Genomic DNA, 25,302 nt, shown 5'->3' with positions numbered 1-25,302 from the left:
TCCCATAAGTGTTGGTAAGTGCATACACATGACAAAAGGGGTGATTATGACGCGCAGCCGTGCCCAGGACATGAACGTCTGTGGAGTGACCGCCGCCATCGCGGTGATCGACGGCAAGTGGAAGACGAGCCTGCTGTGGCTGCTGGAATCAGGCCCGCAGCGCCCCGGTGAACTGCGGCGCAAGCTGCCCGGGCTCAGCGAGAAGGTGCTGACGCAGGCGTTGCGCGAGATGGTGGAGGACGGTCTGGTGCACCGGGAGGTGCATGACGTGCTCCCGCTGAAGACGGTCTACTCGCTGACCGGCTTCGGCCGTGAACTCTCCGAACTCCTCGGCCCCCTCTCGGACTGGGGTCACCGCCGGCTGGAGCGGCTGGCGGCGTCCTGATGCCCCCAGCCTGACCGGTGGCGGGCCCGCCGCCAAGTACCCACTTTTTTGTGGGTACTTCCGCCGGTTGTCACACACGCCTGGCCTCCGGTGTCTCATGAGCGGCAGACGTCGAGACGAGAGGCACCGATGATGAGCGGACAGACAACCGAAGCGGCGACCGAGGTGTTCGTCGCGCACCGCAATCTGCTCTTCACGGTCGCCTACGAGATGCTCGGATCGGCCGCCGACGCGGAGGACGTGCTCCAGGAGGTGTGGCTGCGCTGGGTGACGGTCGACCTGGAGCAGGTCCGCGACCGGCGCGCCTACCTGGTCCGCATCACCACGCGCCAGGCCCTTAACCGGCTGCGCACCCTGCAGCGCCGCAAGGAGGCGTACGTCGGGCCGTGGCTGCCCGAGCCCCTGCTGACCTCGCCGGACGTGGCCGAGGACGTGGAACTCGCCGAGAGCGTCTCGATGGCGCTGATGCTCGTCCTGGAGACCCTCGCGCCGACCGAACGCGCGGTGTTCGTCCTGCGCGAGGTCTTCGACATCGGCTACGACGAGATCGCCGCCGCCCTCGACAAGACCCCCGCGGCGGTACGGCAGATCGCCCACCGCGCCCGGCGGCACGTCGAGTCCCGCCGCCCCCGCGCCACGGTCTCCGCCGAGCGGACCCGCGCGGCCCTGGACTCCTTCCGCCGCACCCTGGAGACCGGCGACGTCCGGGGCCTGCTCGACGTCCTCGCCCCCGACGTGGTCCTCATGACCGACGCCGGCGGCCTGAAGGGGGCGGTACGCCCGATCCTCGGCGCCGACCGGGTCAGCCGGTACATCGTCGGCGGCATCCAAAAGGCGCGGGTCGACGTCGACTACGTGCCCACCGTGATGAACGGCCACCCCGCCCTGATCCTGCGCGTCAACGGCGTCACCGACGGCGTCATGGCCCTGCGCATCGAGGACGACCGCATCTGCGGGCTGTACTACGTCCGCAACCCGGAGAAGCTGACGCACATCGAGGAGGAGACGCCGTTGACCCTGCGGTGAGGGGGCAGTGGTGAGGGCTGAGTGGTGAGGGCTCAGTCCCGTACGCGGGCCGCGATGCGCCCGGCGGCGTCGGCGGGCGGGAGGCGGGTGGTGTCGACGACCTCGGCCTCGGCGTGCAGCCAGGTACGGGCGGCCCGGTCGTAGGCGTCCAGGTGCGCCAGCCGGAAGTCGGACGGCCCCATGACCGGGTCGCCCTCGATGCGCCGTCGCAGGGTGTCCCGGTCGGAGTGCAGGACAAAATGCCGTACGGGGATGCCGTGCCGGCGCAGTCCGTCGCCGATCTCCCGCCAGTACTCCTCGACCAGCACCGTCATGGGCATCACCAGCGTGCCGCCGGTGTAGCCGAGCACCTGGCGGGCGGTCTCGACGACGAGGGGCCGCCAGGGCGGCCAGTGCTGGAAGTTGCCGGTCCAGGGCAGGCCGGGGGAGATGTCCATCAGGGTCTCCCCGACCTTCTCGGCGTCGAGCACGCGGGAGTCGGGGATCAGCCGCTGCACGAGCGCGCCGGTGGTGGTCTTGCCGACGCCGTGCGCGCCGTTGATCCAGACGATCACAGATGCGCCAACTCGCCCGGAAACCCGGTCCAGCGCAGCTCGTCCGGCAGGTGCCGCATGTCGTTGCAGAACAGCACGGTGGCGGGCCTGCCGGGCGCGTACCGGATGACGGTCAGCGCGGCGTTGCAGTGATTGAGCCCGAGCCAACGCCACTCGGGGGCGTCGAGGGCGTCGCGCACCAGCCAGGCGACGAGGAAGTTGTGGGTGACGACGAGTTCGTGCCGGTCCTGTTCTCCGTCGACGGGCCCGGTGAACTCCACGAGCGCCTCCGCGGCGAGCGCGGCCCCCCGCTCGCACTCCTCCTCCGGGAACTGCGCCAGGAACCCGAGCAGCCGGTCCGCCGCGTCGACGGGCAGCTCCTCCTTGGTGGGCCAGTACGGCACGTAGTCCCCGGCGACATCGGACTCCCGCAACGGCACGCCGTCCAGCTCGGCGGCGATCAGCTCGGCGGTCTGCCGCGCCCGGGGCAAGGGCCCATGGTGCACAGCCGAGAGCGGCACCCCCCGAAGTCGCTTCCCGAGCAGTGAGGCCTGCCGCCGCCCCCGCTCCGACAAGCCCGACTCATCCTCCGTGGCTTCCCCGTGCCGGGCGAGATAGAGGTAACGCGTGGCTTTCGCTTCCATGTTCTGGAGGGACGCGGGGGGGCGGGGGAACGGTTCTGGGGTCGGGGCTCGGCGCCGGGGGTGCGGACGTGTGGCCGACGGGGCCTGGGGCCGGCGGTGCAGGCGTAGCCCGGCATGACCTAGCGCACTTTTGCAAGCGGGTGCTTGCAATAGTTAGCAGGGGTGGGGCAAGGTGGGGGTATGGCATCGCTCAACGTCGGCAATCTCGGTGAGTACCTGCGCGAGCAGCGGCGGAACGCCCAGCTCTCGTTGCGGCAGCTCGCTGACGCCGCCGGGGTGTCCAATCCGTATCTGAGCCAGATCGAGCGCGGGCTGCGCAAGCCGAGCGCGGAGGTGCTGCAGCAGGTCGCCAAGGCGCTGCGGATCTCCGCCGAGACGCTGTACGTGCGGGCCGGGATCCTGGACGCCGAGCGGGACCGGGACGAGGTGGAGACGCGCGCCGTCATCCTCGCCGATCCCACGCTGACCGAGGCGCAGAAGCAGGCGCTGCTCCAGATCTACGAGTCGTTCCGCAAGGAGAACGGCTTCTCGGTCGCGGCGGCCGACGTCACGGACGTCACCGACGCGGCGGATGCCCAGCACGCACAGGACGTGCCCCAGGACGACACCGAGGAACCACGGGAGCCGCGGCAGTCGGCCGGCTGAGCCGGGCAACCGGCCGCCGCCGCACCGCCCAGGTGGGACCTCACCAAAAAACCCTCAGCCACAAGCGAACCCGGGAGGACCAGCACCATGGCCATCACCGATGACCTCCGTAAGACCCTCAGCGACCCGACCCCGCTGTACTTCGCCGCCGGCACCGCCGACCTGGCCTTCCAGCAGGCCAAGAAGGTCCCCGGCCTGGTGGAGCAGTTGCGCGCCGAGGCCCCGGCCAGGATCGAGGCCGTCCGCAGCACCGACCCCAAGGCCGTCCAGGAGAAGGCCGCCGCCCGTGCCAAGGAGGCCGGTGCCCGCGTCAAGGAGACGCAGGAGGCCGTCCAGGCCCGGGTCGCCGAGTTCATCAGCACCCTCGACGGCGACCTGAAGAAGCTCGGCTCCACCCTCGACGCCGACCTGAAGAAGATCGGCGAGTCCGCCCAGGACCTCGCCCTGCGCGGTGTCGGCGTGGCCGCCGAGTACGCCGTCAAGGCCCGCGAGACCTACGAGAAGGTCGCCGAGCACGGCGAGCAGGCCGTGAAGACCTGGCGCGGCGAGGCCGCCGAGGGCATCGAGGACCTGGCCGTGGCCGTCGAGCCGAAGGCCGAGCCCGTCGAGGTCAAGGAAGAGAGCAAGGGCGAGGCCAAGGCCGAGGAGAAGGCCGAGAGCAAGGACGCGGCCGCGCAGGCCAAGCCCGCCGCCCCGGCCAAGAAGGCCGCCGCCAAGAAGCCCGCCGCGCGCAAGACCGCGGCGAAGAAGACGACCCCGCCCGCGAAGTAAGCGGAGCGGACGATATCCGGACGGGCCGGGCACTTACCGTGTGCCCGGCCCGTTGACCGGGTAGCGGGCCTGCCGTTGCGGGTACGGTGACCGCGTAGGGACGAGCCGAGTCGGGTGGTGGACGTTGTGCTGATGCAGGGCTTCAACAGTTTCCTGGGGCTGCTCTACTTGGCGATGCTGGTGTTCGCCGTGGCGGCCTTCGTCATGGCGGCCCTCTTCCGCGAGGACGCCTACCGCGCCGCCGACAAGCAGAACAAGGGCTTCTGGCTGATCATCCTGGGCGTCGCCGTCCTGGTGAACTTCCTGGTCCCGATGCTGTTCCTGCAGATCGCGGGCCTGATCGCCTCGATCGTCTTCATGGTCGACGTACGCCCCGCGCTCCGCCAGGTCTCCGGCGGACGGGGACGAGGGCGCGGCTCCAGCAGCGACGGCCCCTACGGGCCGTGGAACGGCGGACGGTAAGCCCCGTCCGCCCCGGCGCAGGGGTCAGACCCGGGTCAGACCCGCTCCGCCACCCGGTCCAGCAGCAGTACCGCCACGTCGTCCGTCAGCTCGCCGCCGTTGAGGGCGCGGACCTCGTTCACCGCTTCCCTGAGCAGCGCCTCCCCGCGCAGCCCCTCCGCGAGCTGGCGCCGGACCATGGACACCATCCCGTCCTGTCCCAGCCGCTCCCGGCCCTCACCGACCCGGCCCTCGATCAGGCCGTCGGTGTAGAGCATCAGGCTCCACTCGGGACCCAGCTCCACCTGCATCCGCGGCCACCGGGCCCCGGGCAGCAGACCGAGCGCCGGCCCGTTCAGGTCGTACGGCAGCAGTTGCGCCGCCCGGCCGGGACGGGCCAGCAGCGGTGAGGGGTGCCCCGCCAGGCAGAGCCCCGCGCGGCGTCCGTCCGGCGCTATGTCCACCGTGCACAGCGTCGCGAAGATCTCGTCGTCCGCCCGCTCGTGCTCCAGCACCTGCTGCAGCGTCCCGAGCAGCTCGTCCCCGCACAGCCCGGCCAGTGTCAGCGCCCGCCAGGCGATCCGCAGCTCGACCCCGAGCGCGGCCTCGTCCGGCCCGTGGCCGCACACATCACCGATCATCGCGTGCACGGTGCCGTCCGACGTCCGCACGACGTCGTAGAAGTCACCGCCGAGCAGCGCCCGCGACCGGCCCGGCCGGTAGCGCGCCGCGAACCGCAGCGAGGAGCCCTCCAGCAGCGGCGTCGGCAGCAGGCCGCGCTCCAGGCGGCGGTTCTCCTGCGCCCGGACCCGGCCCTCGGCGAGGCGCCGCTCGGCCGAGTCGGAGCGCTTGCGCTCCACCGCGTACCGGATCGCGCGGCTCAGCAGCCGGCCGTCCAGCTCGTCGCGGAGGAGGTAGTCCTGGGCGCCCACCCGCACGGCCTCCTCGCCGCGCTCGGCGTCGCTGGACGCGGTGAGGGCCAGGACGGCGTGCCGGGGCGCGAGCTGCAGCACGTGCTTGAGCACGGCGAGCTCGTCGCTGTCGTCGCCGCCGCGGCCGGGCGCGGGCAGCGCCAGGTCCAGCAGGATGCAGTGGACGTCGTCGGTCAGCAGCCGCTCGGCCTCGGTGAGGTTGCGGGCGGTGCGGACGCGGATCGGGCGGCCGGAACGGTCGAGCAGTTCGGGCAGGACCGTGGAGCCGCCGGGGTCGTCCTCGATCAGCAGCAGTGTCAGGTGCGTGTTCGTGGTGCCGGGACCGCCGGCGCCGGTGTGGTTCTTGTTCGGGATGAGCTCGACCGGGGTGTTCGGACGCGGGTCCGCTTCGGCCGAGGGGCCGCCGGACATCGGCTGGGCCGCAAGCGCCTGACCACTTTCCACGGCCGGGATCGCTCTCTGCCGCGGTACGGGTACGGGCATTGTCTTGGGTTCCTTCCCTCCCCCCGAGGGTGGTGGGGACGAGGGACCTCGACCCACCGACGGGGACCATAGCGGTAGTCGGCACCGCAAAGGAATGGTGCAGGCCACGTGGTTCGCCCACCGGCCACTGTCATATGCCGCGTTCCGTACCGCAGTTGGGCAGGGCGGTCGGCGACGGGGGATGACGAACGTCACGTCCACCCCGGATTCGGTACGGGGATTGGGGTGCGGTGGGTCACGTGGCCCCCGTCACCACCCGGGCAATTCGGGTGACTTCGGTCTCAAGTGGGCTGGTGCGGTACGCGTTCGGGTGTCCGGAGTGCGGTACGCGCTCGGGTGTCCGGTTCAGGCGTCCTGCTCGGACGGCGTCGGGCTCAGGCGTCCTGCTCGGACGGCGTCGGGCTCAGGTGTCCTGCGCGGCAGACGGTGGGCTCAGGCGTCCTGCGCGGCAGACGTCGGGCTCAGGCGTCCTGCGCGGCAGACGTCGGGCTCAGGCGTCCGGCCGTACCACCGCCAGGATCGGCATGGACCCGGCGCCCGCGAGGGTCACCACCCGCCCCGGGCGCGGGGCGTGGACGATGGAGCCGTCACCGACGTACATGCCGACATGGCTGGCGTCGTTGTTGTAGATGACGAGGTCACCGGGGCGCATGTCCTTGATGTCGATGCGCTTGAGCTGCTTCCACTGCTCCTGCGAGGTACGCGGGATCGCCCGCCCCGCCGAGGCCCACGCCTGTGAGGTCAGCCCGGAGCAGTCGAAGGTGTCCGGCCCCTCGGCGCCCCATTCGTACGGCTTGCCCAACTGTGCGGTGGCGTACGCCACGGCCTCCTTGCCCTGGGCGGAGGCCTTGCCGTTGATCTCGTCGAGTATCCCGGAGTCCAGCCACTGGGTCTGGGCCTGCTGGGCGGCCTTGCGCTCCAGTTCGGCGAGGCGCTCCTTCTCCTCCGCCTCCAGCTCCGACTCCAGCTTCTCGGCGGCGGCGATCTGCTTCTTGATCTTCTTCTTCGCCTTGGCCTTGGCCTTGCGGTTGCTCTCCAGCTTCTCCCACCGGTCGGAGGCGTCCTTGGCGTAGAGCTCCAAGTCCTCCTGGGTGCGGGTCATTTCGCCGAGCAGTCCCTTGGTGGCGCGCTCGCCCTGGATCACCCGGCCCGCGCCGTCGAGGAACTCCTCCGGGTCGTCGCTGAGCATCAGGCGGGCCTCGTCGGGCAGTCCGCCGCTGCGGTACTGCGCCGCGGCCGCGGCGCCGGCCCGCTCCTTGAGGTCGTCCAGCTTCTTCTGGCCCTTGACGATTTTCTTGGCCAGCGAGACGAGTTCGGCCGACTGCTCCTCGGCCTTCTCCTCGGCCAGGTTGTACGCGTCGGTGGCCACGGCGGCGTCGTGATAGAGCCGGTCCAGCTTCTTGCGTACGGCCTCAAGGTCCTTGTTGGTGACGGGGGCTGCCGCCGTGCTGCTGGGGGTGGGCGACGGGGTCGGACTCGCGAACGCGGTGCCCGGTGCCGCCAGCACGGTCACCGCGCAGACCACGGTGACGGCGACGGTGATGAGGCTGCGCCTGCCCGTACCCATACCTCTTCCCCCAAACCTGATTTACCGTCAGTAACATACGGATGCCTGGGGGATCGTGCCATGTCGCCGCGTAAAACGACAGAGGTCGTGCACCCTGCTGCTTCCCCCCTTTCCCGCCCCGGCATGACGATCTCCCCGCCTGTGTGACGAACGACTCAGAGAGATCGTTCCCGACGGGTCAGGTCCGGGTGGGCATTTCGCGTCCGTGTACCGGTCGTTGGCGGTCGGTCGTTGGCTGTCGGCCGTTGGCGCCTCGGCGACGGGCTTCGAGCAGCTGGCGCTCGGCGACCGGGCTTGTGTGGACGGCGCTTGGCCACGGGCCTTGGGGTGACGGCGCTTGTTCGCGGCCTCCGCGTCGACGGCGCGCGGTCACGGTTCTCGCAGCTCTCGCAGCTCTCGCAGCTCTCGCTGCGACGGCGCCCGGTCGCGGGCCACGCGTCGGTGCCGGTCACCCCACCGGCGCCAACGCCTCCCACCCCACCGTCACTTCCCCCTGCCGCCACCGCACCGGCCCGTCTGTCACCGGCCAGTCGGACGTCAGGTCCCGCACCGCCCGCATCCAGCGCTGGCGGGCGCCGTAGGAGGTGTACGGTGCGGCGGCCGCCCAGGCGCGGTCGAAGTCCCGTAGGAAGGCGTGGACCGGTTCGCCGGGCACGTTGCGGTGGATGAGCGCCTTGGGCAGCCGCTCGGCGAGGTCCGAGGGGCGCTCCAGCGACCCGAGCCGGGTCGCGAAGGTCACCGTGCGCGGCCCCTCCGGCCCGAGGGCGACCCAGACGTGCCGTCGCCCGATCTCGTCGCAGGTCCCCTCGACCAGCAGTCCGCCCCGCGAACCGCCCCCGGCCGGGGCGAGCCGTGCGCACAGCCGTTCCCACACCGCGGCGACCTCGCCCTCCTCGTACTGCCGCAGCACATTGGCGGCCCGGACGAGCATCGGCCGCTCGGCGATGGGGATCTCGAACCCGCCGTGCCGGAAGACCAGCCCCTCGCGTTCGTACGGCCGGGCCGCCGCGACCCGGGCCGGTTCGATCTCCACGCCGACCACGCGCGCGTGCGGCGCGACGGTACGCAGCCGCCCGAGCAGTTCCACGGCGGTCCAGGGCGCGGCCCCGTACCCGAGGTCGACGGCCACGGGCTGTGCGGCCCGCCGCAGCTCGGCCCCGTGCGTCGCCGCGATCCACCGGTCCATGCGCCGCAGGCGGTTCGGATTGGTCGTCCCGCGCGTCACGGTTCCCACGGGGCGGGAGGGGGCGCGGGCTGTCATGTGTACGAGGGTATGACGCACCCGGCCGTCGCCCTGCCCGACCTTGACCGCACTCGAACGGTTGAGCGACATGCGGTAATGATTCGGCAAAGAAACCCGAGCCGGAAATGGAGCCGCCCCCTCCGGTGTTGGACCCCCGTGGAGGGCCCCGCACGTCCTCCCTGAGGCATGCCCGTAGCAAGGAGGAACGCCACGTGAGCCACTACGTCAGCAGGCTCGGGCGTCGTTCCGCGGCACCCTCCCGGCTCCGGCTGCACCGGCGCCCCCGCCGGGTCGCGATGCTCTCCGTGCACACCTCCCCGCTGCACCAGCCCGGCACCGGCGACGCCGGCGGCATGAACGTCTACATCGTGGAGCTCGCGCAGCGCCTCGCCGCGATCAACATCGAGGTCGAGATCTTCACGCGCGCGACCACCGCCGCCCTCCCCCCGACCGTCGAGATGGCCCCCGGCGTCACCGTCCGCCACGTCGACGCGGGCCCCTACGAGGGCCTCGCCAAGGAAGAGCTCCCCGCCCAGCTCTGCGCCTTCACCCACGGAGTGATGCAGGCCTGGGCCGGCAACCGCCCCGGCCACTACGACCTGGTCCACTCGCACTACTGGCTCTCCGGCCACGTCGGCTGGCTCGCCGCCCAGCGCTGGGGCGCCCCCCTCGTGCACGCCATGCACACCATGGCCAAGGTCAAGAACGCCAACCTCGCCGCGGGCGACACCCCCGAACCCGCCGCCCGTGTCATCGGCGAGACCCAGATCGTCGCCGCCGCCGACCGGCTCATCGCCAACACCGCCGAGGAGGCCGAGGAACTCGTCCGGCACTACCACGCCGACCCCGAGAAGGTCGCCGTCGTCCACCCCGGCGTCAACCTCGACCGCTTCTCGCCCGCTGACGGCCGCGCCGCCGCCCGCGCCCGCCTCGGCCTGCCCCAGGACGCGCTGATCCCGCTCTTCGCGGGCCGCATCCAGCCCCTGAAGGCACCGGACATCCTGCTGCGCGCGGTCGCCGTCCTGCTCGACGAGCGCCCCGAGCTGCGCTCCCGCCTGCTCGTCCCGGTCGTCGGCGGCCCCAGCGGCAGCGGCCTCGCCAAGCCCGAGGGACTGCAGAAGCTGGCGGCCCGCCTGGGCATCGCCGACGTCGTACGGTTCCGCCCGCCGGTCGGCCAGGAGCAGCTCGCGGACTGGTTCCGGGCCGCGTCCGTCCTCGTCATGCCCTCCTACAGCGAGTCCTTCGGACTGGTCGCCATAGAGGCGCAGGCCGCGGGCACCCCGGTACTGGCGGCGGCGGTCGGCGGGCTGCCGGTGGCGGTGCGGGACGGGCGGACCGGGTTCCTCGTACAGGGGCACCAGCCGGCCGCGTACGCGCGCGTGCTGCGCGATTTCGCCGACAACCCCGAGCTGTCGGCCCGTATGGGCGCCGCCGCGGCTCGGCACGCCCAGTCCTTCGGCTGGGACACCGCGGCGGCCGCCACGGCGGACGTGTACATGGCCGCGGCCCAGGCGCACCGCCGTCGCGTACGCTCCCACCATGGGTGACGCACAGCAGGTCGTAGCGGATTTCCTCCAGGACGCCGAACTGGAGTGGGAGAGCCCCGAGCCCGGCACGTACGTGCTCAAACTCCCCGGCACCCGCAAGCTGTCCACGACGGTCTCCCTCCGCCTCGGCCGCCACTCCCTCTCGCTCAACGCCTTCGTCATCCGCCACCCCGACGAGAACGAGTCCGGCGTGCACCGCTGGCTCCTGGAGCGCAACCTCAAGCTGTACGGCGTCAGTTACGCCGTCGACCAGCTCGGCGACGTCTACGTCACCGCCAAGCTCCCCCTCTCCGCGGTCACCGCCGAGGAACTGGACCGCCTGCTCGGCCAGACCCTGGAGGCCGCCGACGGCGCCTTCAACACCCTGCTGGAGCTGGGGTTCGCGAGCGCCATCCGCAAGGAGTACGAGTGGCGGGTCTCGCGCGGTGAGTCGACCCGCAACCTCGACGCGTTCAAACACCTGACCGAGCGGACGCCGGAGCGGACGCCGAAGCCGTAAAGGCCTACGCCGAAACCGCAACGGCCTACGCCGTCGCGCTGTCCCGGTAGCGTCCCGGACTCACCCCGACCAACTTCCGGAAGTGGCGGGTGAGATGGGCCTGGTCGTAGAAACCGGCGCCGAGCGCCACGTCGGCGGGCCGGGCACCGGTGAGCAGCAGACGCCGGGCGCGCTCGACGCGGCGGGAGGTGAGGTACTGGTGCGGGGCGATGCCGTAGGCGCCGCTGAACGCCCGTACGAGATGGGTGGGATGGGCGTCGAGGAGCCCCGCGGCCTCCCGCAGTGAGACGCCCTCCACCACCCGTGAGTCGAGGAGTTCGCGCAGGCGACGGGCGAGGTCGGGGTCGGCACGGAGCGCGTCCTCCGGCCGGGCCCGCAGATGCTCCCGCAGCCGCTCCCCGACGAGGGTGAGCCTGCTCTCGGCCTCCAGTTCGTCCCCCGGGCGGGCGAGCGCGGCGTGCAGCTGCCCGACCCGGTGCCGGAGCAGGGGATCACGCAGGTCCGGGGTGTCCACGGCGGCGCCGATGAGGCGGTCGTCGAGCCGGGTGGTGTCGAGGTAGACCACGCGTTTGCGGAAGCCGTGCGGGGTGGCGGCGGAGCCGTTGTGCGGGACGTGCGGCGGCAGCAGGGTCACCGTGTCGTGCGGGGTGCCGTGCTCGTGCCGGTCGAGGTCGTAGCGGACGGCGCCGTCGTCGACGATCAGCAGGGTCCACACGTCGTGGACGTGCATCGGATAGGCGTACTCGGTGAAGTGCGCGTGGAAGACCTCGACGACCCCCGGGACACGGGGACGCCAGGCGGTCACCTCGGGCTGCGCGGCCATGCAAAGAACGTACAAGACGCGGGCGCGGGCCTCCCGGCAGTCTCGGAGCATGAGCGAGCAGCCCTTCCGATTCGACACGAAGATCGCCGTGATCCTGCGCGAGGACCTGGAGCCCTGGCAGCGCCTGAACGTCACCGCCTTCCTGGTCAGCGGCCTCGGCACCCAGGTCCCCGAGGTGATCGGGGAGCCGTACGAGGACGCCGACGCGGTGGTCTACCTGCCGATGTTCCGGCAGCCGGTGCTGGTCTTCGAGGCGACGAAGGAGACCCTGACGCAGGCCCACGCGCGCGTGCTGTCCCGCGCGCTGCCCCGCGCGGTCTTCACCTCCGACCTGTTCACCACCGGCAACGACCGCGACAACCGGGCGGCGGTGAAGGCCGTGTCCACGGCTGACCTGGACCTGGTCGGACTGGCCGTGTACGGCCCGAGGAACGCGGTGGACAAGGTGGTGAAGGGGGCGAGGATGCACCCGTGAGGAGCGAGCCGGGCGCGAGGCCGGTCAGGCGGATGCCGCGGCGGTCCGGGCAGGCGGCGCTTCCGCCACGGTTTCCTCATCCTCCTCGTCGGGCAGCCGCCGCATGAGCAGCCCGTACCCGACCCCGGCCACGGTCCCGATCACGGCACACGCCCCCCACAGCCAGTCGGCGCCGTACTGGTCGATGACATAGCCGGACATCAGCGGGGCGACGAGCGAGGCGACGGCCCAGGACATGGTGTACATGCCCTGGTAACGCCCCCGGCCGTGGGCGGGGGAGAGGCGGACGACCAGGCTGGACTGGGTCGGGGCGTTGATCATCTCCCCGAGGGTCCAGACGCAGACGGTGAGCGCGAACACCCCGACGGACCCGGCGAAGGCGGTGAGCCCGAACCCGTACCCGGCGAGAACGGAGGAGATCACCAGCAGCCGCCGCGTGTCCCGGTGCTCGATGAACCGGGTGAGGGGAATCTGCAGGGCGACGATCAGGAAACCGTTGGCGGCGATGACCAGACCGTAGTCGGCGGCGGAGAACCCGGCGTCGCCCATCGCGACGGGCAGCCCGAGATAGCCCTGCTGAAAGACAAGGGCCACCAGGAACGACAGCCCCACGAGCCCCATGAACCGCCCGTCCCGCAGCACGGTCCCCAGCCCCACGGCGGACTCCTCGCCCTTCGCGGCCGTGGTGCGCTCGGGCCGTGACTCGGGGACCTTGAGGAAGACGACGACCGCGCAGGCGAGGGTCATGGCGCCCTCGATGAGGAAGCCGGCGAGGTAGCTGTACTCGGCGATGAACCCGGCGGCCATGGAGGAGACGGCGAACCCGAGGTTGATGGCCCAGTAGTTGAGGGAGAAGGCCCGGACCCGGTCCTCGGGCCGGACGATGTCGGCCATCATCGCCTGCACGGCCGGCCGGGAGGCGTTGGAGGCCATGCCGACCAGGAAGGCGACCGCGGCGATGGCGACGGGGTGGTGCACGAACCCGAGTCCGACCACGGAGGCGGCGGTGGCGCTCTGCGAGATGAGCAGCGTGGGCCGCCGCCCGAGCCGGTCGGTCATGACCCCGCCCCCGACGGAGGAGATGACCCCGCCGAGCCCGTGGAGGGCGGCGACGAGACCGGCGTAGGAGGCGGAGTAGCCGCGCTCCATGGTCAGGTACAGCGCCATGAAGGTGGCGACGAACCCGCCGAGCCGGTTGACGAGGGTGCTGGTCCACAGCCACCAGAACTCACGGGGCAGCCCGGAGACGGACTCACGGGCGGCACGCCGCAGATCGGCGACGGACATGGGGAACCCCCGGACGTAAGAGGCGGGAAGGGCAAAGACAACTTACGAAGCCGGGGAGCCGAACCTCCACCCAATTAACAGATCCAGTCAACAGTCAGCCGACCGTCCGCGAACCGCCCACCAACCGTCCGCCCACTGGTCGGGCGCGCGATGGATCAAAGGGTTCGATTACGCTCCTTCCCATGGCCGACGCACCGTACAAGCTGATCCTCCTCCGCCACGGCGAGAGCGAGTGGAACGCGAAGAACCTGTTCACCGGCTGGGTGGACGTCAACCTGAACGAGAAGGGCGAGAAGGAGGCGGTCCGCGGCGGTGAGCTGCTCAAGGACGCCGGCCTGCTCCCCGATGTCGTGCACACCTCCCTGCAGAAGCGCGCGATCCGCACCGCGCAGCTCGCACTGGAGGCCGCCGACCGCCACTGGATCCCGGTCCACCGCAGCTGGCGCCTGAACGAGCGCCACTACGGCGCCCTGCAGGGCAAGGACAAGGCGCAGACCCTGGCCGAGTTCGGCGAGGAGCAGTTCATGCTGTGGCGCCGCTCCTACGACACCCCGCCGCCGCCGCTTGAGGACGGCACGGAGTTCTCCCAGTCCGACGACCCGCGCTACTCCTCCATCCCCCCGGAGCTGCGCCCCCGCACGGAGTGCCTGAAGGACGTCGTCGCCCGCATGCTCCCGTACTGGTACGACGGCATCGTCCCCGACCTCCTGGCCGGCCGCACGGTCCTGGTGGCCGCCCACGGCAACAGCCTCCGCGCCCTGGTCAAGCACCTGGACGGCATCTCCGACGCCGACATCGCGGGCCTGAACATCCCGACGGGCATCCCCCTGTCCTACGAACTGGACGCCACGTTCAAGCCGACCAACCCCGGCGGCACGTACCTCGACCCCGAGGCGGCGGCAGCGGCGATCGAGGCCGTGAAGAACCAGGGCAAGAAGAAGTAACCGCCCACGCGTAAGCCCCCTGCCTGCGGTTCTTCCGCCGACAGGGGGCTTTTCGCTGCCTCGGCATCATCGGGCAGATCATGCGACGTCCAGATCCCGCTGCCCGGCCCCCCGTTCAACCGACCTTCTCCCAGGGCTTGCAGCCGGTCGTCGTGAAGGCCTTGTCGCCGGCCGCGATGGTGACAGTGGTGCCGCCCTTGGTGGACTCGTTGGCGATGATGTCTGCGAATTCGCCGGAGGTACTACTCAACCTGGCCCAGTAGCAGTCCGTGATGAGCCCGCCCTGCGGTCCCTCGGTGCGGTATGTGCCTGGCTTGACTTCCTTGCCGACCACGTACGTACCGTCGCCCGGGATATCGGCGGTTCCCCGGCTTTGAGCTGGACTCTGATCGCTCACGGGGGAGTTGCGCGTGTGGGGGGATGTCAGTGTCACGGTGGCGCTCGGTGACGACGTCTGGTTCGCGCTGTCGCCCGCTCCGACATAGCCGGCCAGGCCACCGATGATGAAACCCACGACAGCGGCCGACGCGTGTGTCAGGAAGCTTTTGCTCCGTCTCCATCGCCACGATGGACGAGAGGGGCTGTCTTGCCGCCCTTGCCCTTGCAGCGGACCCTCGGGAGGCCCTGATGGATTGCCGCCCTTCATGTCCTCAGATTGCGCTTGCCGCTGGTCCTCCGCATCTCGTCAACGACGGCGTCGGCGTCGGCTGAGGTGCAGGCGAGGCGTATCCGGGGTGTCGGCCGTCCATCGAATCGGCGGGGTCGAGCCGTCTCCGGGCCCTCCGAGGACGCTCGACAGTGACCGACTGTGACCACCAGCCGAACGGGCAGATCCCTGGCAATGCGCAGGGTAAGAGGGAGCGCATCTGCGTACCGGCGGCTTACCGGAGAGAATCCGCTTCTGCCCCAACTCGCCCCAGATACAAGGTTTCTGACGGGACGATAAGTCCTTGTGGTCCTCGGAGCATGTGCTAGGTTTTTGTTCGATTCCGGTTCGACATCCCTTGTGGCCCCTGACCAGGGCGGTATTGGGAACAGTTCGCCCTGACCCAGGCGGGCCCGAGAGTTGAATCGGAGGGGAGAACGGGGGAGTTCGCTGTGGGGGTACATGTGACGTCGCGCGGCTAGGGCCGTTTCGTGACGTATCTCCGGCTCGTCGGCGTTGATTCGTGCCGTCGCGGGCTTTCTCGTCGCGCCCCGATCCTGTTTGGGCACTCAGTGAATGTAGGGGGAATTCGTGCGTATACGCGCCATGCTGACCGCTGCCGCCGTCGGCTCCGTGGTACTGACCGGCATCACCGTGGCTCCGTCCGTCGCCGCTGAGGAGCAGGGCGAGGTGACCGGCGTTGTGACGGGCGTGCTCACGCCGGAGGAAGAGGAGAAGGTCCACGCCGAGGTGGACCCCACCGTCAAGGTGGACATGTACTACGAGGGCAAGAAGATCGACCCCGCCTCCGACTGGAACGGCGCCGAGGTCTGCGCCGAGGTGTCGGAGGACGGCACCATGCAGTGCTTCGACGACAGCGCCGCCGCCAACAAGCACCTCGCCGTCAACGCGCCCACCGCGGAGGCCCGCGCCGGTGCCAAGAAGGCGCTGAACTCCCGTAAGTACCAGGACTGCCCGAGCGGTTGGGTCTGCCTGTGGCAGGACTCGAACTTCACCGGTCGCCGGCTGCAGTGGCCCACGTACGACACCGCCAAGACGCGTCACCTGGACCAGTACAGCCCCTCCTTCCGCGACAAGGCCAGCTCCGCGTACGTGAACCGTCCGCAGCGCGGTGTGGAGATGTACGACTTCCGCACCGGCATGCCGGACCCGCACATGTTCCTGGGCGCCGGGTACAGCCGGTACTCGAACTTCAAGAACATCGACTACGTCTACGGCGGCTCCTGGAACGACCGGGTCGACGCCATCAAGTTCTGAGCCCGCAAACGAAGTAACTGCCCAACCGACAAGTGCCGACGCCCCCTGCTCGGGGGCGTCGGTACCCTGACCTCTCGCATACCGCCAAGCATGCGACGGAGACCCCAGTGAAGCGCACCCCCCACACCGCCGCCTTTCTCGCCCTCGGTGCCGTTCTCCTCTTCGGAACCGCCGCCTGTACCGACAGCGCCCCGGAAGCCGACGCGGTCGGTGTCGTGGAGAAGCTCCCCGAGGACACCGACTCGGCGCAGTCCGAGAAGAATGCCGCGGAATTCCGGGCCTGGGCCGAGAAGAACGGCAACGCGGAGGAGAAGGACGCCGTCGGGAGGGTTCAGCGGATTCTCGGTGAATGGGATTCCAAGACGGGGAACGCCTATGTCTCCACCGACATCAACGGCGGGAAGAGCGAGGTGAAGGATCCTCAGGGCGCAGCCAATACCATCGCCGAGGCCTTCGCCGAGTGGAAGGACTCCGACCAGGGGTATGTGTCGGTCTACGACGTCTTCGGCAACGCCATGATCACCAACCACAAGTTCTGACGGCGGACTTCAGACCGACAGCGGCACCGAGTGGATCTCGTCCGCCTTGTGCCCGGTCCGTTCGTGGATGCGCTGGACGGCCTCCGCCGACGGCGCCTCGGACAGGCAGTAGACGATGCCCGACTCCGGGTCCGCCCAGGCGCGTTCGAAGTGGACGTTCTCTTCCTTCTCGATGGCCAGGTCCGCCTGATGGGCCTCCATCAGCTGGTCCGCCGTGATGCCCTGCATTCCGCGGTGTACGTCCATGTACTTGCCCATGACGTGCCTCCCTCGACGGTTCTCCTTCCATGCTGCGCCCGGTCGGCGGCCACGGCACGGTGAAGGGCCCCGGCAGCCGCGCCGGGGCCCTTCACCGCCGTAGCGGATTCAGCGGATTCAGCAAATGCAGTGGATTCTGCGGAATCAGCCGCACTGGCACGGGTTGCCGGACTGGCACCCGCAGCCGCACCCCGAGCCGCAGCCGCACGCGGCGATCAGGGTCAGGTTCCTGATCTCGGCCGGCTGCTCGGTCTGCCGCTCCTGCGCGGGGTCGGGGGTGGTTCCGGGGGAGTCGGTCATGGTCCCTCCTCGTCGAGAGGCCGGTGCCTCTTGCCCATTGCATGCCCGCTCCACTGGGCGCATCAACGGCGCACGGAGGCGCTCCCGCACGCCCCGAGTACGCGGAGCACGCACACCTCCGGGCACGCACGCCCCGAGCAGGCGCGCCCAGGGATCAGGCCCGCCCTGGGCTCAGGCCCCCTCGATCCCCGCCACCGGCTGGATGTCCTGCTGGAGCTCGTCCGCGTGCTCCCCCGTCACCAGGAACACCACCCGCTTCGCCACCGCCACCGCGTGGTCCGCGAACCGCTCGTAGTAGCGGCCCAGCAGGGTCACGTCCACCGCCGTCTCGATGCCGTGCTTCCAGCGCTCGTCCATCAGGTGCTGGAAGAGCGTGCGGTGCAGCAGGTCCATCTCGTCGTCGTCGGTCTCCAGCTGGAGCGCCAGGTCGACGTCCTTGGTCACGATCACCTCGGCCGCCTTCGCCATCAGCCGCTGGGCGAGCTGGCCCATCTCCAGGATGGTGGCGTGCAGGTCGTGCGGTACCGCCCGCTCCGGGTACCGCAGCCGGGTGAGCTTGGCCACGTGCTGGGCCAGGTCACCCGAGCGCTCCAGGTCCGCGGACATCCGCAGCGAGGTCACCACGATCCGCAGATCCGTCGCGACCGGCTGCTGCCGGGCGAGCAGCGCGATGGCACGGGCCTCCAGGTCGTGCTGGATGTCGTCGACCTTCTGGTCCGCCTCGATCACGCTCTCGGCCAGTTTCAGGTCGGAGTCCAGGATGGCGGTGGTGGCGCGTCCGATCGCCGACCCGACCAGGCGGGCCATCTCCACCAGGCTGTCGCCGATCGAGTCAAGTTCCTCGTGGTACGCGTCCCGCATGGGGTCCCTCTCGTACGTGATCGTTGGGGTTCCGGGGGCCGGGGCCAGTGTGCACGTCCGCGCCGAACCGGCGCCAACGCTCCCACGTCCACAGCCTGTGACCTGCACGCGTCCGTTTCCGGCATCCCAAATGAACCGACGTCGGCCCCCGGGTGAACTCTGGGCGACGAGTGTCCGAGGTCGCCCCCCGGCCGCTGGGGTGATGAGCGGGGGCGTGCCTAACCTGGAGGCATGGACGTGAACGCGGCGGTCGCCGCAGCGGCAGCGATCGCCGGAGTGCTCACCGGCGTCATCGCGATGCTGGCGTTCCGCTGGAGCGAACGCGACCAGGCACGGCCCACCCGCACCTCCCTGCACACCGACCCCGTCCTGCCCCCGGGCGTGGACACGGTCCTGTCCGTCCTGCGGTCCTCCGCGGTCGTACTGGACGAGGCCGACGCCGTGGTGAAGGCCAGCTCGGCCGCGTACGCCCTCGGGCTGGTGCGCGGTGGCCGCCTCTCGGTGGAGCCGATGCTCCAGATGGCCCGCGACACCCGGCGTGACGGCGAGATACGGCAGGTCGAGCTGGACCTGCCCCGGCGCGGCACCGGACGCGGCGAGGCCCTCGCGGTCTCCGCCCGGGTGGCGCCGCTGGGCTCCCGGCTGGTGCTGCTGCTGGTCGAGGACCTCACCGAGGCCCGGCGGATCGAGGCGGTGCGGCGGGACTTCGTCGCCAATGTCAGCCATGAGCTGAAGACGCCCGTGGGTGCCCTCTCCCTTCTCTCCGAGGCCGTCATGGACGCCTCGGACGATCCGGAGGCCGTGGAGCACTTCGCGGGGCGCATGCAGATCGAGGCCACCCGGCTCACCAGTCTGGTCCAGGAGCTGATCGATCTCTCCCGGGTGCAGAACGACGACCCGCTGGACGACGCCGAGCCGGTCCGGGTGGACGAGCTGGTGGCCGAGGCCATCGACCGCTGTCGGCACGCCGCGGGCACCAAGCAGATCACCATGGCCACCGGCGGCACCGCCGACCTGCGGATCTGGGGCCACCGCGGCCAGCTCGCCGCGGCGCTCGGCAACCTCGTCGAGAACGCCGTGAACTACTCTCCCGCCCGCACCCGCGTCGGTGTCTCCGCCCGCCGGGTGAACGCGCCGGGCGGGGATCTCATAGAGATAGCCGTGACCGACCAGGGCATCGGTATCTCCGACAAGGACAAGGAGCGTATCTTCGAGCGCTTCTACCGCGTCGACCCGGCCCGCTCCCGTGCCACGGGAGGTACGGGGCTCGGGCTGGCGATCGTCAAGCACGTGGCCGCCTCGCACGGCGGGGAGGTCACGGTCTGGAGCCACGAGGGACAGGGCTCCACCTTCACCCTGCGGCTGCCGGAGGCGGGCGCGTCCCGCAACCAGGCCCAGCAGCACTCCGTCCTCGACGACGAGGCCGGTCACCCCGCCGATCCGTCCCACGACACAACCCCCGAGTCAGCCGCGTACCAAACGCTTTCCGCCCCGGAGGCCCATCCGTGACCCGAGTGCTCGTCGTCGAGGACGAGGAATCCTTCTCAGACGCGTTGTCGTACATGCTCCGAAAGGAGGGCTTCGAGGTCGCCGTCGCGGCCACCGGGCCCGACGGGCTGGACGAGTTCGAGCGCAACGGCGCCGACCTCGTCCTGCTGGACCTGATGCTGCCCGGCCTGCCCGGCACCGAGGTCTGCCGCCAGCTGCGCGGCCGCTCCAACGTGCCGGTGATCATGGTGACCGCCAAGGACAGCGAGATCGACAAGGTCGTCGGACTGGAGATAGGAGCCGATGACTACGTCACCAAGCCGTTCTCCTCGCGCGAGCTGGTCGCCCGTATCCGGGCCGTCCTGCGCCGCCGCGGCGAGCCCGAGGAGACCACCCCGGCCGCGCTGGAGGCGGGCCCGGTCCGGATGGACGTCGACCGCCATGTGGTCACCGTCTCCGGCAGCAAGGTCGACCTCCCGCTCAAGGAGTTCGACCTGCTGGAGATGCTGCTGCGCAACGCGGGCCGCGTCCTGACCCGTATGCAGCTCATCGACCGGGTGTGGGGCGCCGACTACGTGGGCGACACCAAGACCCTGGACGTCCATGTCAAGCGCCTGCGAGCCAAGATCGAGCCGGACCCGGGCGCCCCTCGATACCTGGTGACGGTGCGCGGCCTGGGCTACAAGTTCGAGCCCTAGGTCTGACCTAGAGCGACGGCGGTACGACGAAGGGCGGGCCCTCATCAAGAGGACCCGCCCTTCGTGTGTGCGTCGGCTCAGTTGCCGGCCGCGGAGTTCGAGGCCGAGGCGGCGTCGGTCGGGGTGCCGGTCGAGCCCTCGGCGCCCTCGGTGGTCTCCTCGTCGCCCGGCTCGCCGGTGGCCTCGCCCGAGGCCTCGCCGGTGGGCTCGTCCGTCGGGGAGGCGGTCTTCTCGGGCGCGGTCGGGACCTCGCTCGGGCCCCAGCCGGTGAAGTAGCCCTCGGCCGGGACGACGAAGGCGCGCAGGGACACCTCGCCGGTCTCGCTGAAGGTGAAGGTCACCTTCTGGGCGTTGCCGTCCGCCACCTCCTGCGGGGCGGTGGTGAGCACCGCGGCGGCGTTGTCGGCGCCGCCGAGGATCAGCGAGCCGCCCGCCGGGATGGTCAGGCTCTTGCCCTTGGCGGCCTTCAGCTCGGCGGGGCCGGAGGCGCCCTCGACGGTCACCGACTCCAGCTTCTGGGCCTTGGTGCTGTTGTTGAACAGGGTCGCCGAGACGACGGCCGGGCCGGCGGCGTCCTGGTCGGGCTGCGTGATGACGAGAGCGTTCTGGATCTTGATGTCGCCGACGGTCGTCGCGGCGTTGTCCGGCTTGATCTGCAGGGTCTGGGCGTCGTTGCCTGCGGCGCACGCGGCGAGCGGGAGGAGGGAGAACGTGATGGCGGCGGCGGCGCGTACGCCGCGTCGAAGGCTGCTGCTCACGGCGGCGGCAACTCCTTGACTCGAACGGGGCGGGCGCCATAAAGCCGCCCTAAGTGTCTGTCAGCGGCCTTAGGTTACCGAGCCGTTCCCGCGCCGCCGCACCCGACCCTCCCCAGAGCGCGGTAAGAGGCCCGCGCTTCACCCGTCCCGTCCCCCACAAGTGACCCACCGGTCACTTTGCCGCCACCGTCCTCCGGCATTCACATAAGTCCCGTGGGCATACCCAGGACACCGATGCGCGAAATTTCCGTGAAGGAATGTGCGAGCCGCGGGAAATTGATCAACGACTGTGCCTCGACCGCCCCTGGTGATCAATTCGGGAATCGTCCGGTACCCGACTGATGACACCGAACGGAGTAGCGGAAGTCGCACACTTGGAACCGGACATATCGGGATGTTCGCCCTTCCTTTGAAGGCTTCAGGAGTGTGTGACGTGCATGTTTCACCTCCCCCGGAGAGCCGCTCCGACCTGCGAATACCTTCTTCCGGTCGGCCCGCGCAGCACGTTCCGGTTGCTGTTGTCAAGCCCCGAGATATGCCCTGACCTGCGAAAACGCCATTCAGAAGACGCCGTATCCGTGTTACCCTGGATAGCCACGGAAGGGGTACCTGTCACATGACGTTCAAGGTTGGCGACACCGTGGTCTATCCCCATCACGGGGCCGCGCTGATCGAGGCCATCGAAACTCGCCAGATCAAAGGCGTGGACAAGACCTACTTGGTGCTGAAGGTCGCCCAGGGTGACCTGACGGTGCGTGTGCCAGCGGACAATGCGGAGTTCGTCGGCGTGCGTGATGTGGTCGGTCAGGACGGGCTGGACCGGGTCTTCGAGGTGCTGCGCGCGCCGTACGCCGAGGAGCCCACGAACTGGTCGCGTCGTTACAAGGCAAATCTGGAGAAGCTCGCCTCCGGCGATGTCATCAAGGTTGCGGAAGTCGTCCGTGACCTGTGGCGTCGTGAGCGCGAGCGCGGACTCTCCGCAGGTGAGAAGCGCATGCTCGCCAAGGCTCGGCAGATCCTGGTGAGCGAGCTCGCCCTCGCGGAGAACACCAACGAGGACAAGGCGGAGGCTCTCCTCGACGAGGTTCTCGCCTCCTGACGCCGGTCGGCCGGCGCAGGCTCAGCTCACGCTCAGCCCACATCGCTGCGTCAGCTCACAGAAGTGCCGCGGTGCCCGATGACATTCCCACTGTCGCCGGGCGCTGCGGCATGTTCGCTGTGCGCACCGTCACACGCCCTGCGTCTGTCGGCGTCTCTCGGGGACTTCCCCCGATACTTGTGTGGTGCCGGGCTCGGGCTGCTGGCTCGACCAGTGTCACGGAAGGGTCCGGTCAAGGCGTCGCGCCCGGCACTTCCCAGGCCATACCCATGCCAGGCCGACACACAAACCTGACAGGAACCGATGTCTGACGAATCGCGCCCTGCGCCCGCGCAGGCCAGTCCGACCGCTCGCACGGCTGCCGTGATTCCGGCCGCCGGCCGGGGCGTACGCCTCGGTCCTGGCGCCCCCAAGGCGCTGCGCGCCCTGGGCGGAACCCCCATGCTCGTCCACGCGGTGCGCGCGATGGCCGCCTCCCGCGCCGTCTCCCTGGTCGTCGTCGTGGCCCCGCCCGACGGCACGACCGAGGTGAAGTCCCTGCTCGACGCGCACGCCCTGCCCGAGCGCACCGACTTCCTGGTGGTGCCCGGCGGCGCCGAACGCCAGGACTCGGTCCGGCTCGGCCTGGAGGCGCTGCCGCCCGAGTACGACATCGTCCTGGTGCACGACGCGGCCCGCCCGCTCGTCCCGGTCGACACCGTCGACGCCGTCATCGAGGCGGTACGCGACGGCGCCCCCGCCGTGGTGCCCGCGCTGCCGCTCGCGGACACCGTCAAGGAGGTCGAACCGGCCGCCGCCGAGGGCGCGCCCGAGCCGGTGGTGGCCACCCCGGAGCGGGCCCGGCTGCGCGCCGTGCAGACCCCGCAGGGCTTCGACCGGGCGACCCTGGTCCGCGCCCACGAGACGGTCACCGACAACGTCACCGACGACGCGAGCATGGTCGAGCAGCTCGGGCTCACCGTCATGGTGGTGCCCGGCCACGAGGAGGCCTTCAAGGTCACCCGCCCCCTCGACCTGGTCCTCGCCGAGGCGGTCCTGGCCCGCCGGAGGCTCAACGATGGCTTCTGAGGCGCCTCGGGTCCCCGCGACCCCCGCGCAGCCCCTCCTTCCCCAGGTCGGCATCGGCACCGACATCCACGCCTTCGAGGAGGGCCGCGAGCTGTGGTGCGCGGGCCTGAAGTGGGAGGGCGAGGGCAGCGGGCTGGCCGGTCACTCCGACGCGGACGTGGTCGCGCACGCCGCCTGCAACGCCCTCTTCTCCGCGGCCGGCCTCGGTGACCTGGGGCAGCACTTCGGCACCGGACGGCCCGAGTGGTCGGGCGCCTCCGGGGTGGTCCTGCTGACCGAGGCGGCCCGGATCGTCCGCGCGGCGGGCTTCGTCATCGGCAACATCGCGGTGCAGGTCGTCGGCCCCCGGCCGAAGATCGGCAAGCGCCGCGAGGAGGCCCAGAAGGTGCTGTCGGAGGCGGCCGGGGCACCGGTGTCGGTCTCCGGGGCGACGACCGACGGACTCGGCTTCCCCGGAAGGGGTGAAGGCCTGATGGCCGTCGCCACCGCCCTGGTTGCCCGCAGCGCGGGCTGACCGCTGTCCACAAGGTTGTCCACAAGCGTCTCGGGCACTGGCCCGCGCCCACTACCCTTGGACTCGTGACTATTCGCCTGTACGACACCAGCGCCCGGCAGATCCGTGACTTCACCCCGCTCAAGCCGGGTTGTGTCTCGATCTACCTGTGTGGTGCCACCGTGCAGGCGGCACCGCACATCGGCCACATCCGGTCCGGGCTGAACTTCGACATCATGCGCCGCTGGTTCGAGTACCGCGGCTACGAGGTCACGTTCATCCGCAACGTCACGGACATCGACGACAAGATCATCGCCAAGTCCGCGGACCAGGGCCGCCCGTGGTGGTCCATCGGCTACGAGAACGAGCGCGCGTTCAACGACGGCTACACCGTCCTCGGCTGCCTGCCGCCCTCGTACGAGCCGCGGGCCACCGGCCATGTCACCGAGATGGTCGAGATGATGCGCGGCCTGATCGAGCGCGGCCACGCCTACGAGGCCGACGGCAACGTCTACTTCGACGTCAAGTCCTTCCCCGAGTACCTGCGCCTGTCCAACCAGGAGCTGGACAACCTGCTCCAGCCCTCCGGCGAGGGCGAGACCGGCAAGCGGGACTCGCGGGACTTCGCGATGTGGAAGGCGGCCAAGCCGGGCGAGCCGAGCTGGGAGACGCCGTGGGGCCGGGGCCGGCCCGGCTGGCACCTGGAGTGCTCGGCGATGGCCCACAAATACCTGGGCTCCGCCTTCGACATCCACGGCGGCGGCCTGGACCTGATCTTCCCGCACCACGAGAACGAGATCGCCCAGGCCAAGGCCTTCGGCGACGAGTTCGCCCGGTACTGGGTGCACAACGCCTGGGTCACCATGAGCGGCGAGAAGATGTCCAAGTCGCTCGGCAACTCGGTGCTGGTCAGCGAGATGGTCAAGACCTGGCGCCCGATCGTGCTGCGCTACTACCTCGGCACCCCGCACTACCGCTCGATGATCGAGTACAGCGAGGAGGCCCTGCGCGAGGCCGAGTCGGCGTTCGCGCGGATCGAGGGCTTCGTGCAGCGCGTGGTGGAACTCGCCGGGCACGCCGTGGAGCCGGCCGCCGAGGTACCGGCCGCGTTCGCCGAGGCGATGGACGACGACCTGGGCGTCCCGCAGGCGCTCGCCGTCGTGCACACCACCGTCCGGCAGGGCAACTCCGCCCTCGCCGCCGACGACAAGGAAGCGGCCGTGGCCCGCCTCGCCGAGGTGCGCGCCATGCTCGGCGTCCTCGGCCTGGACCCGCTGGCCCCGCAGTGGGCGGGCGAGAGCGACCGCGGCGAGGACCTGAACGGCGTGGTCGACAGCCTCGTACGCCTGGTCCTGGACCAGCGCGAGGCGGCGCGGGCGCGCAAGGACTGGGCCACCGCGGACGCCATCCGGGACCAGCTCAAGCAGTCCGGACTGGTCATCGAGGACAGCCCGCACGGGCCGCGCTGGAGCCTCGGCGCGCGCTGAGCGCAGTGATCGATTGTGCCGCCCGGCCGTCCGGGCGGCACACTGCATAGACGTACGTATTCCACCGCTACACACAGACAGGTA

At 70.4% G+C, this 25,302-nt stretch carries 29 protein-coding genes; 17 read left to right on the top strand and 12 right to left on the bottom strand.

From position 1 onward, the window contains the following. Positions 1 to 46 precede the first annotated feature (46 nt). Together ACZ7L7_RS27495 and ACZ7L7_RS27490 are read left to right on the top strand one after the other, a co-directional pair. A complete protein-coding gene (locus tag ACZ7L7_RS27495) occupies positions 47 to 385 on the top strand; it encodes a winged helix-turn-helix transcriptional regulator (RefSeq protein WP_285514873.1) in 339 nt (112 codons plus the stop codon). Positions 386 to 517: 132 nt separating this feature from the next. Further along, positions 518 to 1,411, top strand: coding sequence for an RNA polymerase sigma-70 factor (locus tag ACZ7L7_RS27490; RefSeq protein WP_285514872.1), 894 nt, complete (start codon positions 518 to 520; stop codon positions 1,409 to 1,411). A 32-nt stretch (positions 1,412 to 1,443) separates the two neighbouring features. On the opposite strand, the gene ACZ7L7_RS27485 is transcribed toward ACZ7L7_RS27490, so the two are convergent. Together ACZ7L7_RS27485 and ACZ7L7_RS27480 are read right to left on the bottom strand one after the other, a co-directional pair. After that, positions 1,444 to 1,965 carry an AAA family ATPase gene (locus ACZ7L7_RS27485; protein ID WP_285514871.1) on the bottom strand — a complete coding sequence of 174 codons (522 nt, stop codon included), beginning with the start codon at positions 1,963 to 1,965 and terminating at the stop codon, positions 1,444 to 1,446. Next, positions 1,962 to 2,588 (bottom strand): histidine phosphatase family protein, encoded by a 627-nt coding sequence (locus ACZ7L7_RS27480; RefSeq protein ID WP_285514870.1) that lies wholly within the window; start codon positions 2,586 to 2,588, stop codon positions 1,962 to 1,964. Before ACZ7L7_RS27480 ends, ACZ7L7_RS27485 begins: the two co-directional genes overlap by 4 nt. Positions 2,589 to 2,768: 180 nt before the next feature. Between ACZ7L7_RS27480 and ACZ7L7_RS27475 the strand changes: the two genes are divergently transcribed. The 3 genes from ACZ7L7_RS27475 (at position 2,769) to ACZ7L7_RS27465 (ending at position 4,466) form a co-directional block, all read left to right on the top strand. After that, entirely contained in the window at positions 2,769 to 3,233 is a 465-nt protein-coding gene (locus tag ACZ7L7_RS27475; RefSeq protein WP_285514869.1) for a helix-turn-helix domain-containing protein, read from the top strand. Positions 3,234 to 3,320: 87 nt separating this feature from the next. Further along, a complete protein-coding gene (locus tag ACZ7L7_RS27470) occupies positions 3,321 to 4,004 on the top strand; it encodes a hypothetical protein (RefSeq protein ID WP_285514868.1) in 684 nt (227 codons plus the stop codon). A gap of 132 nt (positions 4,005 to 4,136) precedes the next feature. Beyond that, entirely contained in the window at positions 4,137 to 4,466 is a 330-nt protein-coding gene (locus ACZ7L7_RS27465; RefSeq protein WP_453606280.1) for a DUF2516 family protein, read from the top strand. Positions 4,467 to 4,501: 35 nt separating this feature from the next. On the opposite strand, the gene ACZ7L7_RS27460 is transcribed toward ACZ7L7_RS27465, so the two are convergent. The 3 genes from ACZ7L7_RS27460 to ACZ7L7_RS27450 all read right to left on the bottom strand — a co-directional run bounded on the left by ACZ7L7_RS27460 (position 4,502) and on the right by ACZ7L7_RS27450 (position 8,688). Continuing rightward, complete coding sequence (locus tag ACZ7L7_RS27460) at positions 4,502 to 5,860, bottom strand: PP2C family protein-serine/threonine phosphatase (protein ID WP_285514867.1); 1,359 nt, start codon at positions 5,858 to 5,860, stop codon at positions 4,502 to 4,504. Between the two features lie 490 nt (positions 5,861 to 6,350). Further along, positions 6,351 to 7,427: a C40 family peptidase gene (locus ACZ7L7_RS27455; protein WP_285514866.1), complete on the bottom strand. Its 1,077-nt coding sequence runs from the start codon at positions 7,425 to 7,427 to the stop codon at positions 6,351 to 6,353. Positions 7,428 to 7,875: 448 nt separating this feature from the next. After that, positions 7,876 to 8,688 (bottom strand): class I SAM-dependent methyltransferase, encoded by an 813-nt coding sequence (locus ACZ7L7_RS27450; protein ID WP_453606247.1) that lies wholly within the window; start codon positions 8,686 to 8,688, stop codon positions 7,876 to 7,878. 194 nt (positions 8,689 to 8,882) lie between these two features. On the opposite strand from ACZ7L7_RS27450, the gene mshA reads away from it, so the two are divergent. Both mshA and ACZ7L7_RS27440 read left to right on the top strand, forming a co-directional pair. After that, on the top strand, positions 8,883 to 10,217 hold the full coding sequence (gene mshA, locus ACZ7L7_RS27445) for a D-inositol-3-phosphate glycosyltransferase (protein ID WP_285514864.1): 1,335 nt from the start codon (positions 8,883 to 8,885) through the stop codon (positions 10,215 to 10,217). After that, positions 10,210 to 10,716 (top strand): type III secretion system chaperone family protein, encoded by a 507-nt coding sequence (locus ACZ7L7_RS27440; protein WP_285514863.1) that lies wholly within the window; start codon positions 10,210 to 10,212, stop codon positions 10,714 to 10,716. The genes mshA and ACZ7L7_RS27440 overlap by 8 nt, the downstream gene beginning before the upstream one ends. A gap of 25 nt (positions 10,717 to 10,741) precedes the next feature. On the opposite strand, the gene ACZ7L7_RS27435 is transcribed toward ACZ7L7_RS27440, so the two are convergent. Beyond that, positions 10,742 to 11,539, bottom strand: coding sequence for a helix-turn-helix domain-containing protein (locus ACZ7L7_RS27435; RefSeq protein ID WP_471431522.1), 798 nt, complete (start codon positions 11,537 to 11,539; stop codon positions 10,742 to 10,744). Between the two features lie 49 nt (positions 11,540 to 11,588). Between ACZ7L7_RS27435 and ACZ7L7_RS27430 the strand changes: the two genes are divergently transcribed. After that, on the top strand, positions 11,589 to 12,014 hold the full coding sequence (locus tag ACZ7L7_RS27430; RefSeq protein ID WP_093723840.1) for a DUF2000 domain-containing protein: 426 nt from the start codon (positions 11,589 to 11,591) through the stop codon (positions 12,012 to 12,014). A 24-nt stretch (positions 12,015 to 12,038) separates the two neighbouring features. On the opposite strand, the gene ACZ7L7_RS27425 is transcribed toward ACZ7L7_RS27430, so the two are convergent. Further along, positions 12,039 to 13,301, bottom strand: a complete 1,263-nt coding sequence (locus ACZ7L7_RS27425; protein ID WP_472077557.1) for an MDR family MFS transporter — start codon at positions 13,299 to 13,301, stop codon at positions 12,039 to 12,041. A 182-nt stretch (positions 13,302 to 13,483) separates the two neighbouring features. On the opposite strand from ACZ7L7_RS27425, the gene ACZ7L7_RS27420 reads away from it, so the two are divergent. After that, entirely contained in the window at positions 13,484 to 14,245 is a 762-nt protein-coding gene (locus ACZ7L7_RS27420) for a phosphoglyceromutase (protein WP_250742406.1), read from the top strand. Positions 14,246 to 14,360: 115 nt separating this feature from the next. On the opposite strand, the gene ACZ7L7_RS27415 is transcribed toward ACZ7L7_RS27420, so the two are convergent. Further along, positions 14,361 to 14,579, bottom strand: coding sequence for a hypothetical protein (locus ACZ7L7_RS27415; RefSeq protein ID WP_285514859.1), 219 nt, complete (start codon positions 14,577 to 14,579; stop codon positions 14,361 to 14,363). A 903-nt stretch (positions 14,580 to 15,482) separates the two neighbouring features. Here ACZ7L7_RS27415 and ACZ7L7_RS27410 point away from each other — a divergent pair. Continuing rightward, positions 15,483 to 16,169, top strand: coding sequence for a peptidase inhibitor family I36 protein (locus ACZ7L7_RS27410; RefSeq protein ID WP_141689595.1), 687 nt, complete (start codon positions 15,483 to 15,485; stop codon positions 16,167 to 16,169). 107 nt (positions 16,170 to 16,276) lie between these two features. Beyond that, the gene (locus ACZ7L7_RS27405) at positions 16,277 to 16,708 is read left to right on the top strand and encodes a hypothetical protein (protein WP_093723845.1); all 432 of its coding nucleotides are present in this window, start codon (positions 16,277 to 16,279) and stop codon (positions 16,706 to 16,708) included. A gap of 9 nt (positions 16,709 to 16,717) precedes the next feature. Here the strand turns inward: ACZ7L7_RS27405 and ACZ7L7_RS27400 are convergent, their stop codons facing one another. From ACZ7L7_RS27400 to phoU, 3 genes are all read right to left on the bottom strand, one after another. After that, entirely contained in the window at positions 16,718 to 16,966 is a 249-nt protein-coding gene (locus ACZ7L7_RS27400; protein WP_093723846.1) for an SCO4226 family nickel-binding protein, read from the bottom strand. Between the two features lie 144 nt (positions 16,967 to 17,110). Beyond that, complete coding sequence (locus ACZ7L7_RS27395; protein WP_176712018.1) at positions 17,111 to 17,266, bottom strand: hypothetical protein; 156 nt, start codon at positions 17,264 to 17,266, stop codon at positions 17,111 to 17,113. A gap of 171 nt (positions 17,267 to 17,437) precedes the next feature. Next, positions 17,438 to 18,127, bottom strand: a complete 690-nt coding sequence (phoU, locus tag ACZ7L7_RS27390; RefSeq protein WP_093723847.1) for a phosphate signaling complex protein PhoU — start codon at positions 18,125 to 18,127, stop codon at positions 17,438 to 17,440. 231 nt (positions 18,128 to 18,358) lie between these two features. Here phoU and phoR point away from each other — a divergent pair, with 231 nt between their 5' ends. Together phoR and phoP are read left to right on the top strand one after the other, a co-directional pair. Further along, positions 18,359 to 19,636, top strand: coding sequence for a two-component system sensor histidine kinase PhoR (phoR, locus tag ACZ7L7_RS27385; protein ID WP_285514858.1), 1,278 nt, complete (start codon positions 18,359 to 18,361; stop codon positions 19,634 to 19,636). A gap of 5 nt (positions 19,637 to 19,641) precedes the next feature. Continuing rightward, positions 19,642 to 20,313 (top strand): two-component system response regulator PhoP, encoded by a 672-nt coding sequence (gene phoP, locus ACZ7L7_RS27380; RefSeq protein ID WP_471431569.1) that lies wholly within the window; start codon positions 19,642 to 19,644, stop codon positions 20,311 to 20,313. A gap of 77 nt (positions 20,314 to 20,390) precedes the next feature. Here phoP and ACZ7L7_RS27375 read toward each other — a convergent pair whose 3' ends face one another. Next, on the bottom strand, positions 20,391 to 21,071 hold the full coding sequence (locus ACZ7L7_RS27375; RefSeq protein ID WP_285514857.1) for a copper chaperone PCu(A)C domain-containing protein: 681 nt from the start codon (positions 21,069 to 21,071) through the stop codon (positions 20,391 to 20,393). Positions 21,072 to 21,687: 616 nt separating this feature from the next. Between ACZ7L7_RS27375 and ACZ7L7_RS27370 the strand changes: the two genes are divergently transcribed. The 4 genes from ACZ7L7_RS27370 to cysS all read left to right on the top strand — a co-directional run bounded on the left by ACZ7L7_RS27370 (position 21,688) and on the right by cysS (position 25,218). After that, a complete protein-coding gene (locus ACZ7L7_RS27370; RefSeq protein WP_003953493.1) occupies positions 21,688 to 22,170 on the top strand; it encodes a CarD family transcriptional regulator in 483 nt (160 codons plus the stop codon). Positions 22,171 to 22,473: 303 nt separating this feature from the next. Further along, the gene (gene ispD, locus ACZ7L7_RS27365; RefSeq protein ID WP_093723851.1) at positions 22,474 to 23,238 is read left to right on the top strand and encodes a 2-C-methyl-D-erythritol 4-phosphate cytidylyltransferase; all 765 of its coding nucleotides are present in this window, start codon (positions 22,474 to 22,476) and stop codon (positions 23,236 to 23,238) included. Next, positions 23,228 to 23,752: a 2-C-methyl-D-erythritol 2,4-cyclodiphosphate synthase gene (gene ispF / locus ACZ7L7_RS27360; protein ID WP_093723852.1), complete on the top strand. Its 525-nt coding sequence runs from the start codon at positions 23,228 to 23,230 to the stop codon at positions 23,750 to 23,752. The genes ispD and ispF overlap by 11 nt, the downstream gene beginning before the upstream one ends. Before the next feature lie 65 nt (positions 23,753 to 23,817). Next, complete coding sequence (cysS, locus tag ACZ7L7_RS27355; RefSeq protein ID WP_093723853.1) at positions 23,818 to 25,218, top strand: cysteine--tRNA ligase; 1,401 nt, start codon at positions 23,818 to 23,820, stop codon at positions 25,216 to 25,218. Positions 25,219 to 25,302 lie beyond the last annotated feature (84 nt).

It is taken from the genome of Streptomyces sp. NPDC110618, from assembly GCF_055657065.1.
The sequence above is the reverse complement of the archived record's forward strand: the minus strand, read 5'-3'. Positions and strand labels throughout refer to the sequence as shown.

Excerpts from the sequence above, each read along its gene's own strand:
- ACZ7L7_RS27450 (WP_453606247.1), bottom strand. The coding sequence starts at position 8,688 with ATGACAGCCCGCGCCCCCTCCCGCCCCGTGGGAACCGTGACGCGCGGG.
- ACZ7L7_RS27400 (WP_093723846.1), bottom strand. The coding sequence starts at position 16,966 with ATGGGCAAGTACATGGACGTACACCGCGGAATGCAGGGCATCACGGCG.
- phoR (WP_285514858.1), top strand. The coding sequence starts at position 18,359 with ATGGACGTGAACGCGGCGGTCGCCGCAGCGGCAGCGATCGCCGGAGTG.
- ACZ7L7_RS27430 (WP_093723840.1), top strand. The coding sequence starts at position 11,589 with ATGAGCGAGCAGCCCTTCCGATTCGACACGAAGATCGCCGTGATCCTG.
- ACZ7L7_RS27475 (WP_285514869.1), top strand. The coding sequence starts at position 2,769 with ATGGCATCGCTCAACGTCGGCAATCTCGGTGAGTACCTGCGCGAGCAG.
- ACZ7L7_RS27420 (WP_250742406.1), top strand. The coding sequence starts at position 13,484 with ATGGCCGACGCACCGTACAAGCTGATCCTCCTCCGCCACGGCGAGAGC.
- ACZ7L7_RS27440 (WP_285514863.1), top strand. The coding sequence starts at position 10,210 with ATGGGTGACGCACAGCAGGTCGTAGCGGATTTCCTCCAGGACGCCGAA.
- ispF (WP_093723852.1), top strand. The coding sequence starts at position 23,228 with ATGGCTTCTGAGGCGCCTCGGGTCCCCGCGACCCCCGCGCAGCCCCTC.
- ACZ7L7_RS27490 (WP_285514872.1), top strand. The coding sequence starts at position 518 with ATGAGCGGACAGACAACCGAAGCGGCGACCGAGGTGTTCGTCGCGCAC.
- ACZ7L7_RS27465 (WP_453606280.1), top strand. The coding sequence starts at position 4,137 with ATGCAGGGCTTCAACAGTTTCCTGGGGCTGCTCTACTTGGCGATGCTG.
- ACZ7L7_RS27370 (WP_003953493.1), top strand. The coding sequence starts at position 21,688 with ATGACGTTCAAGGTTGGCGACACCGTGGTCTATCCCCATCACGGGGCC.
- ACZ7L7_RS27495 (WP_285514873.1), top strand. The coding sequence starts at position 47 with ATGACGCGCAGCCGTGCCCAGGACATGAACGTCTGTGGAGTGACCGCC.
- phoU (WP_093723847.1), bottom strand. The coding sequence starts at position 18,127 with ATGCGGGACGCGTACCACGAGGAACTTGACTCGATCGGCGACAGCCTG.
- ACZ7L7_RS27425 (WP_472077557.1), bottom strand. The coding sequence starts at position 13,301 with ATGTCCGTCGCCGATCTGCGGCGTGCCGCCCGTGAGTCCGTCTCCGGG.
- ACZ7L7_RS27470 (WP_285514868.1), top strand. The coding sequence starts at position 3,321 with ATGGCCATCACCGATGACCTCCGTAAGACCCTCAGCGACCCGACCCCG.
- ispD (WP_093723851.1), top strand. The coding sequence starts at position 22,474 with ATGTCTGACGAATCGCGCCCTGCGCCCGCGCAGGCCAGTCCGACCGCT.
- ACZ7L7_RS27395 (WP_176712018.1), bottom strand. The coding sequence starts at position 17,266 with ATGACCGACTCCCCCGGAACCACCCCCGACCCCGCGCAGGAGCGGCAG.
- ACZ7L7_RS27435 (WP_471431522.1), bottom strand. The coding sequence starts at position 11,539 with ATGGCCGCGCAGCCCGAGGTGACCGCCTGGCGTCCCCGTGTCCCGGGG.
- ACZ7L7_RS27455 (WP_285514866.1), bottom strand. The coding sequence starts at position 7,427 with ATGGGTACGGGCAGGCGCAGCCTCATCACCGTCGCCGTCACCGTGGTC.
- ACZ7L7_RS27480 (WP_285514870.1), bottom strand. The coding sequence starts at position 2,588 with ATGGAAGCGAAAGCCACGCGTTACCTCTATCTCGCCCGGCACGGGGAA.
- ACZ7L7_RS27460 (WP_285514867.1), bottom strand. The coding sequence starts at position 5,860 with ATGCCCGTACCCGTACCGCGGCAGAGAGCGATCCCGGCCGTGGAAAGT.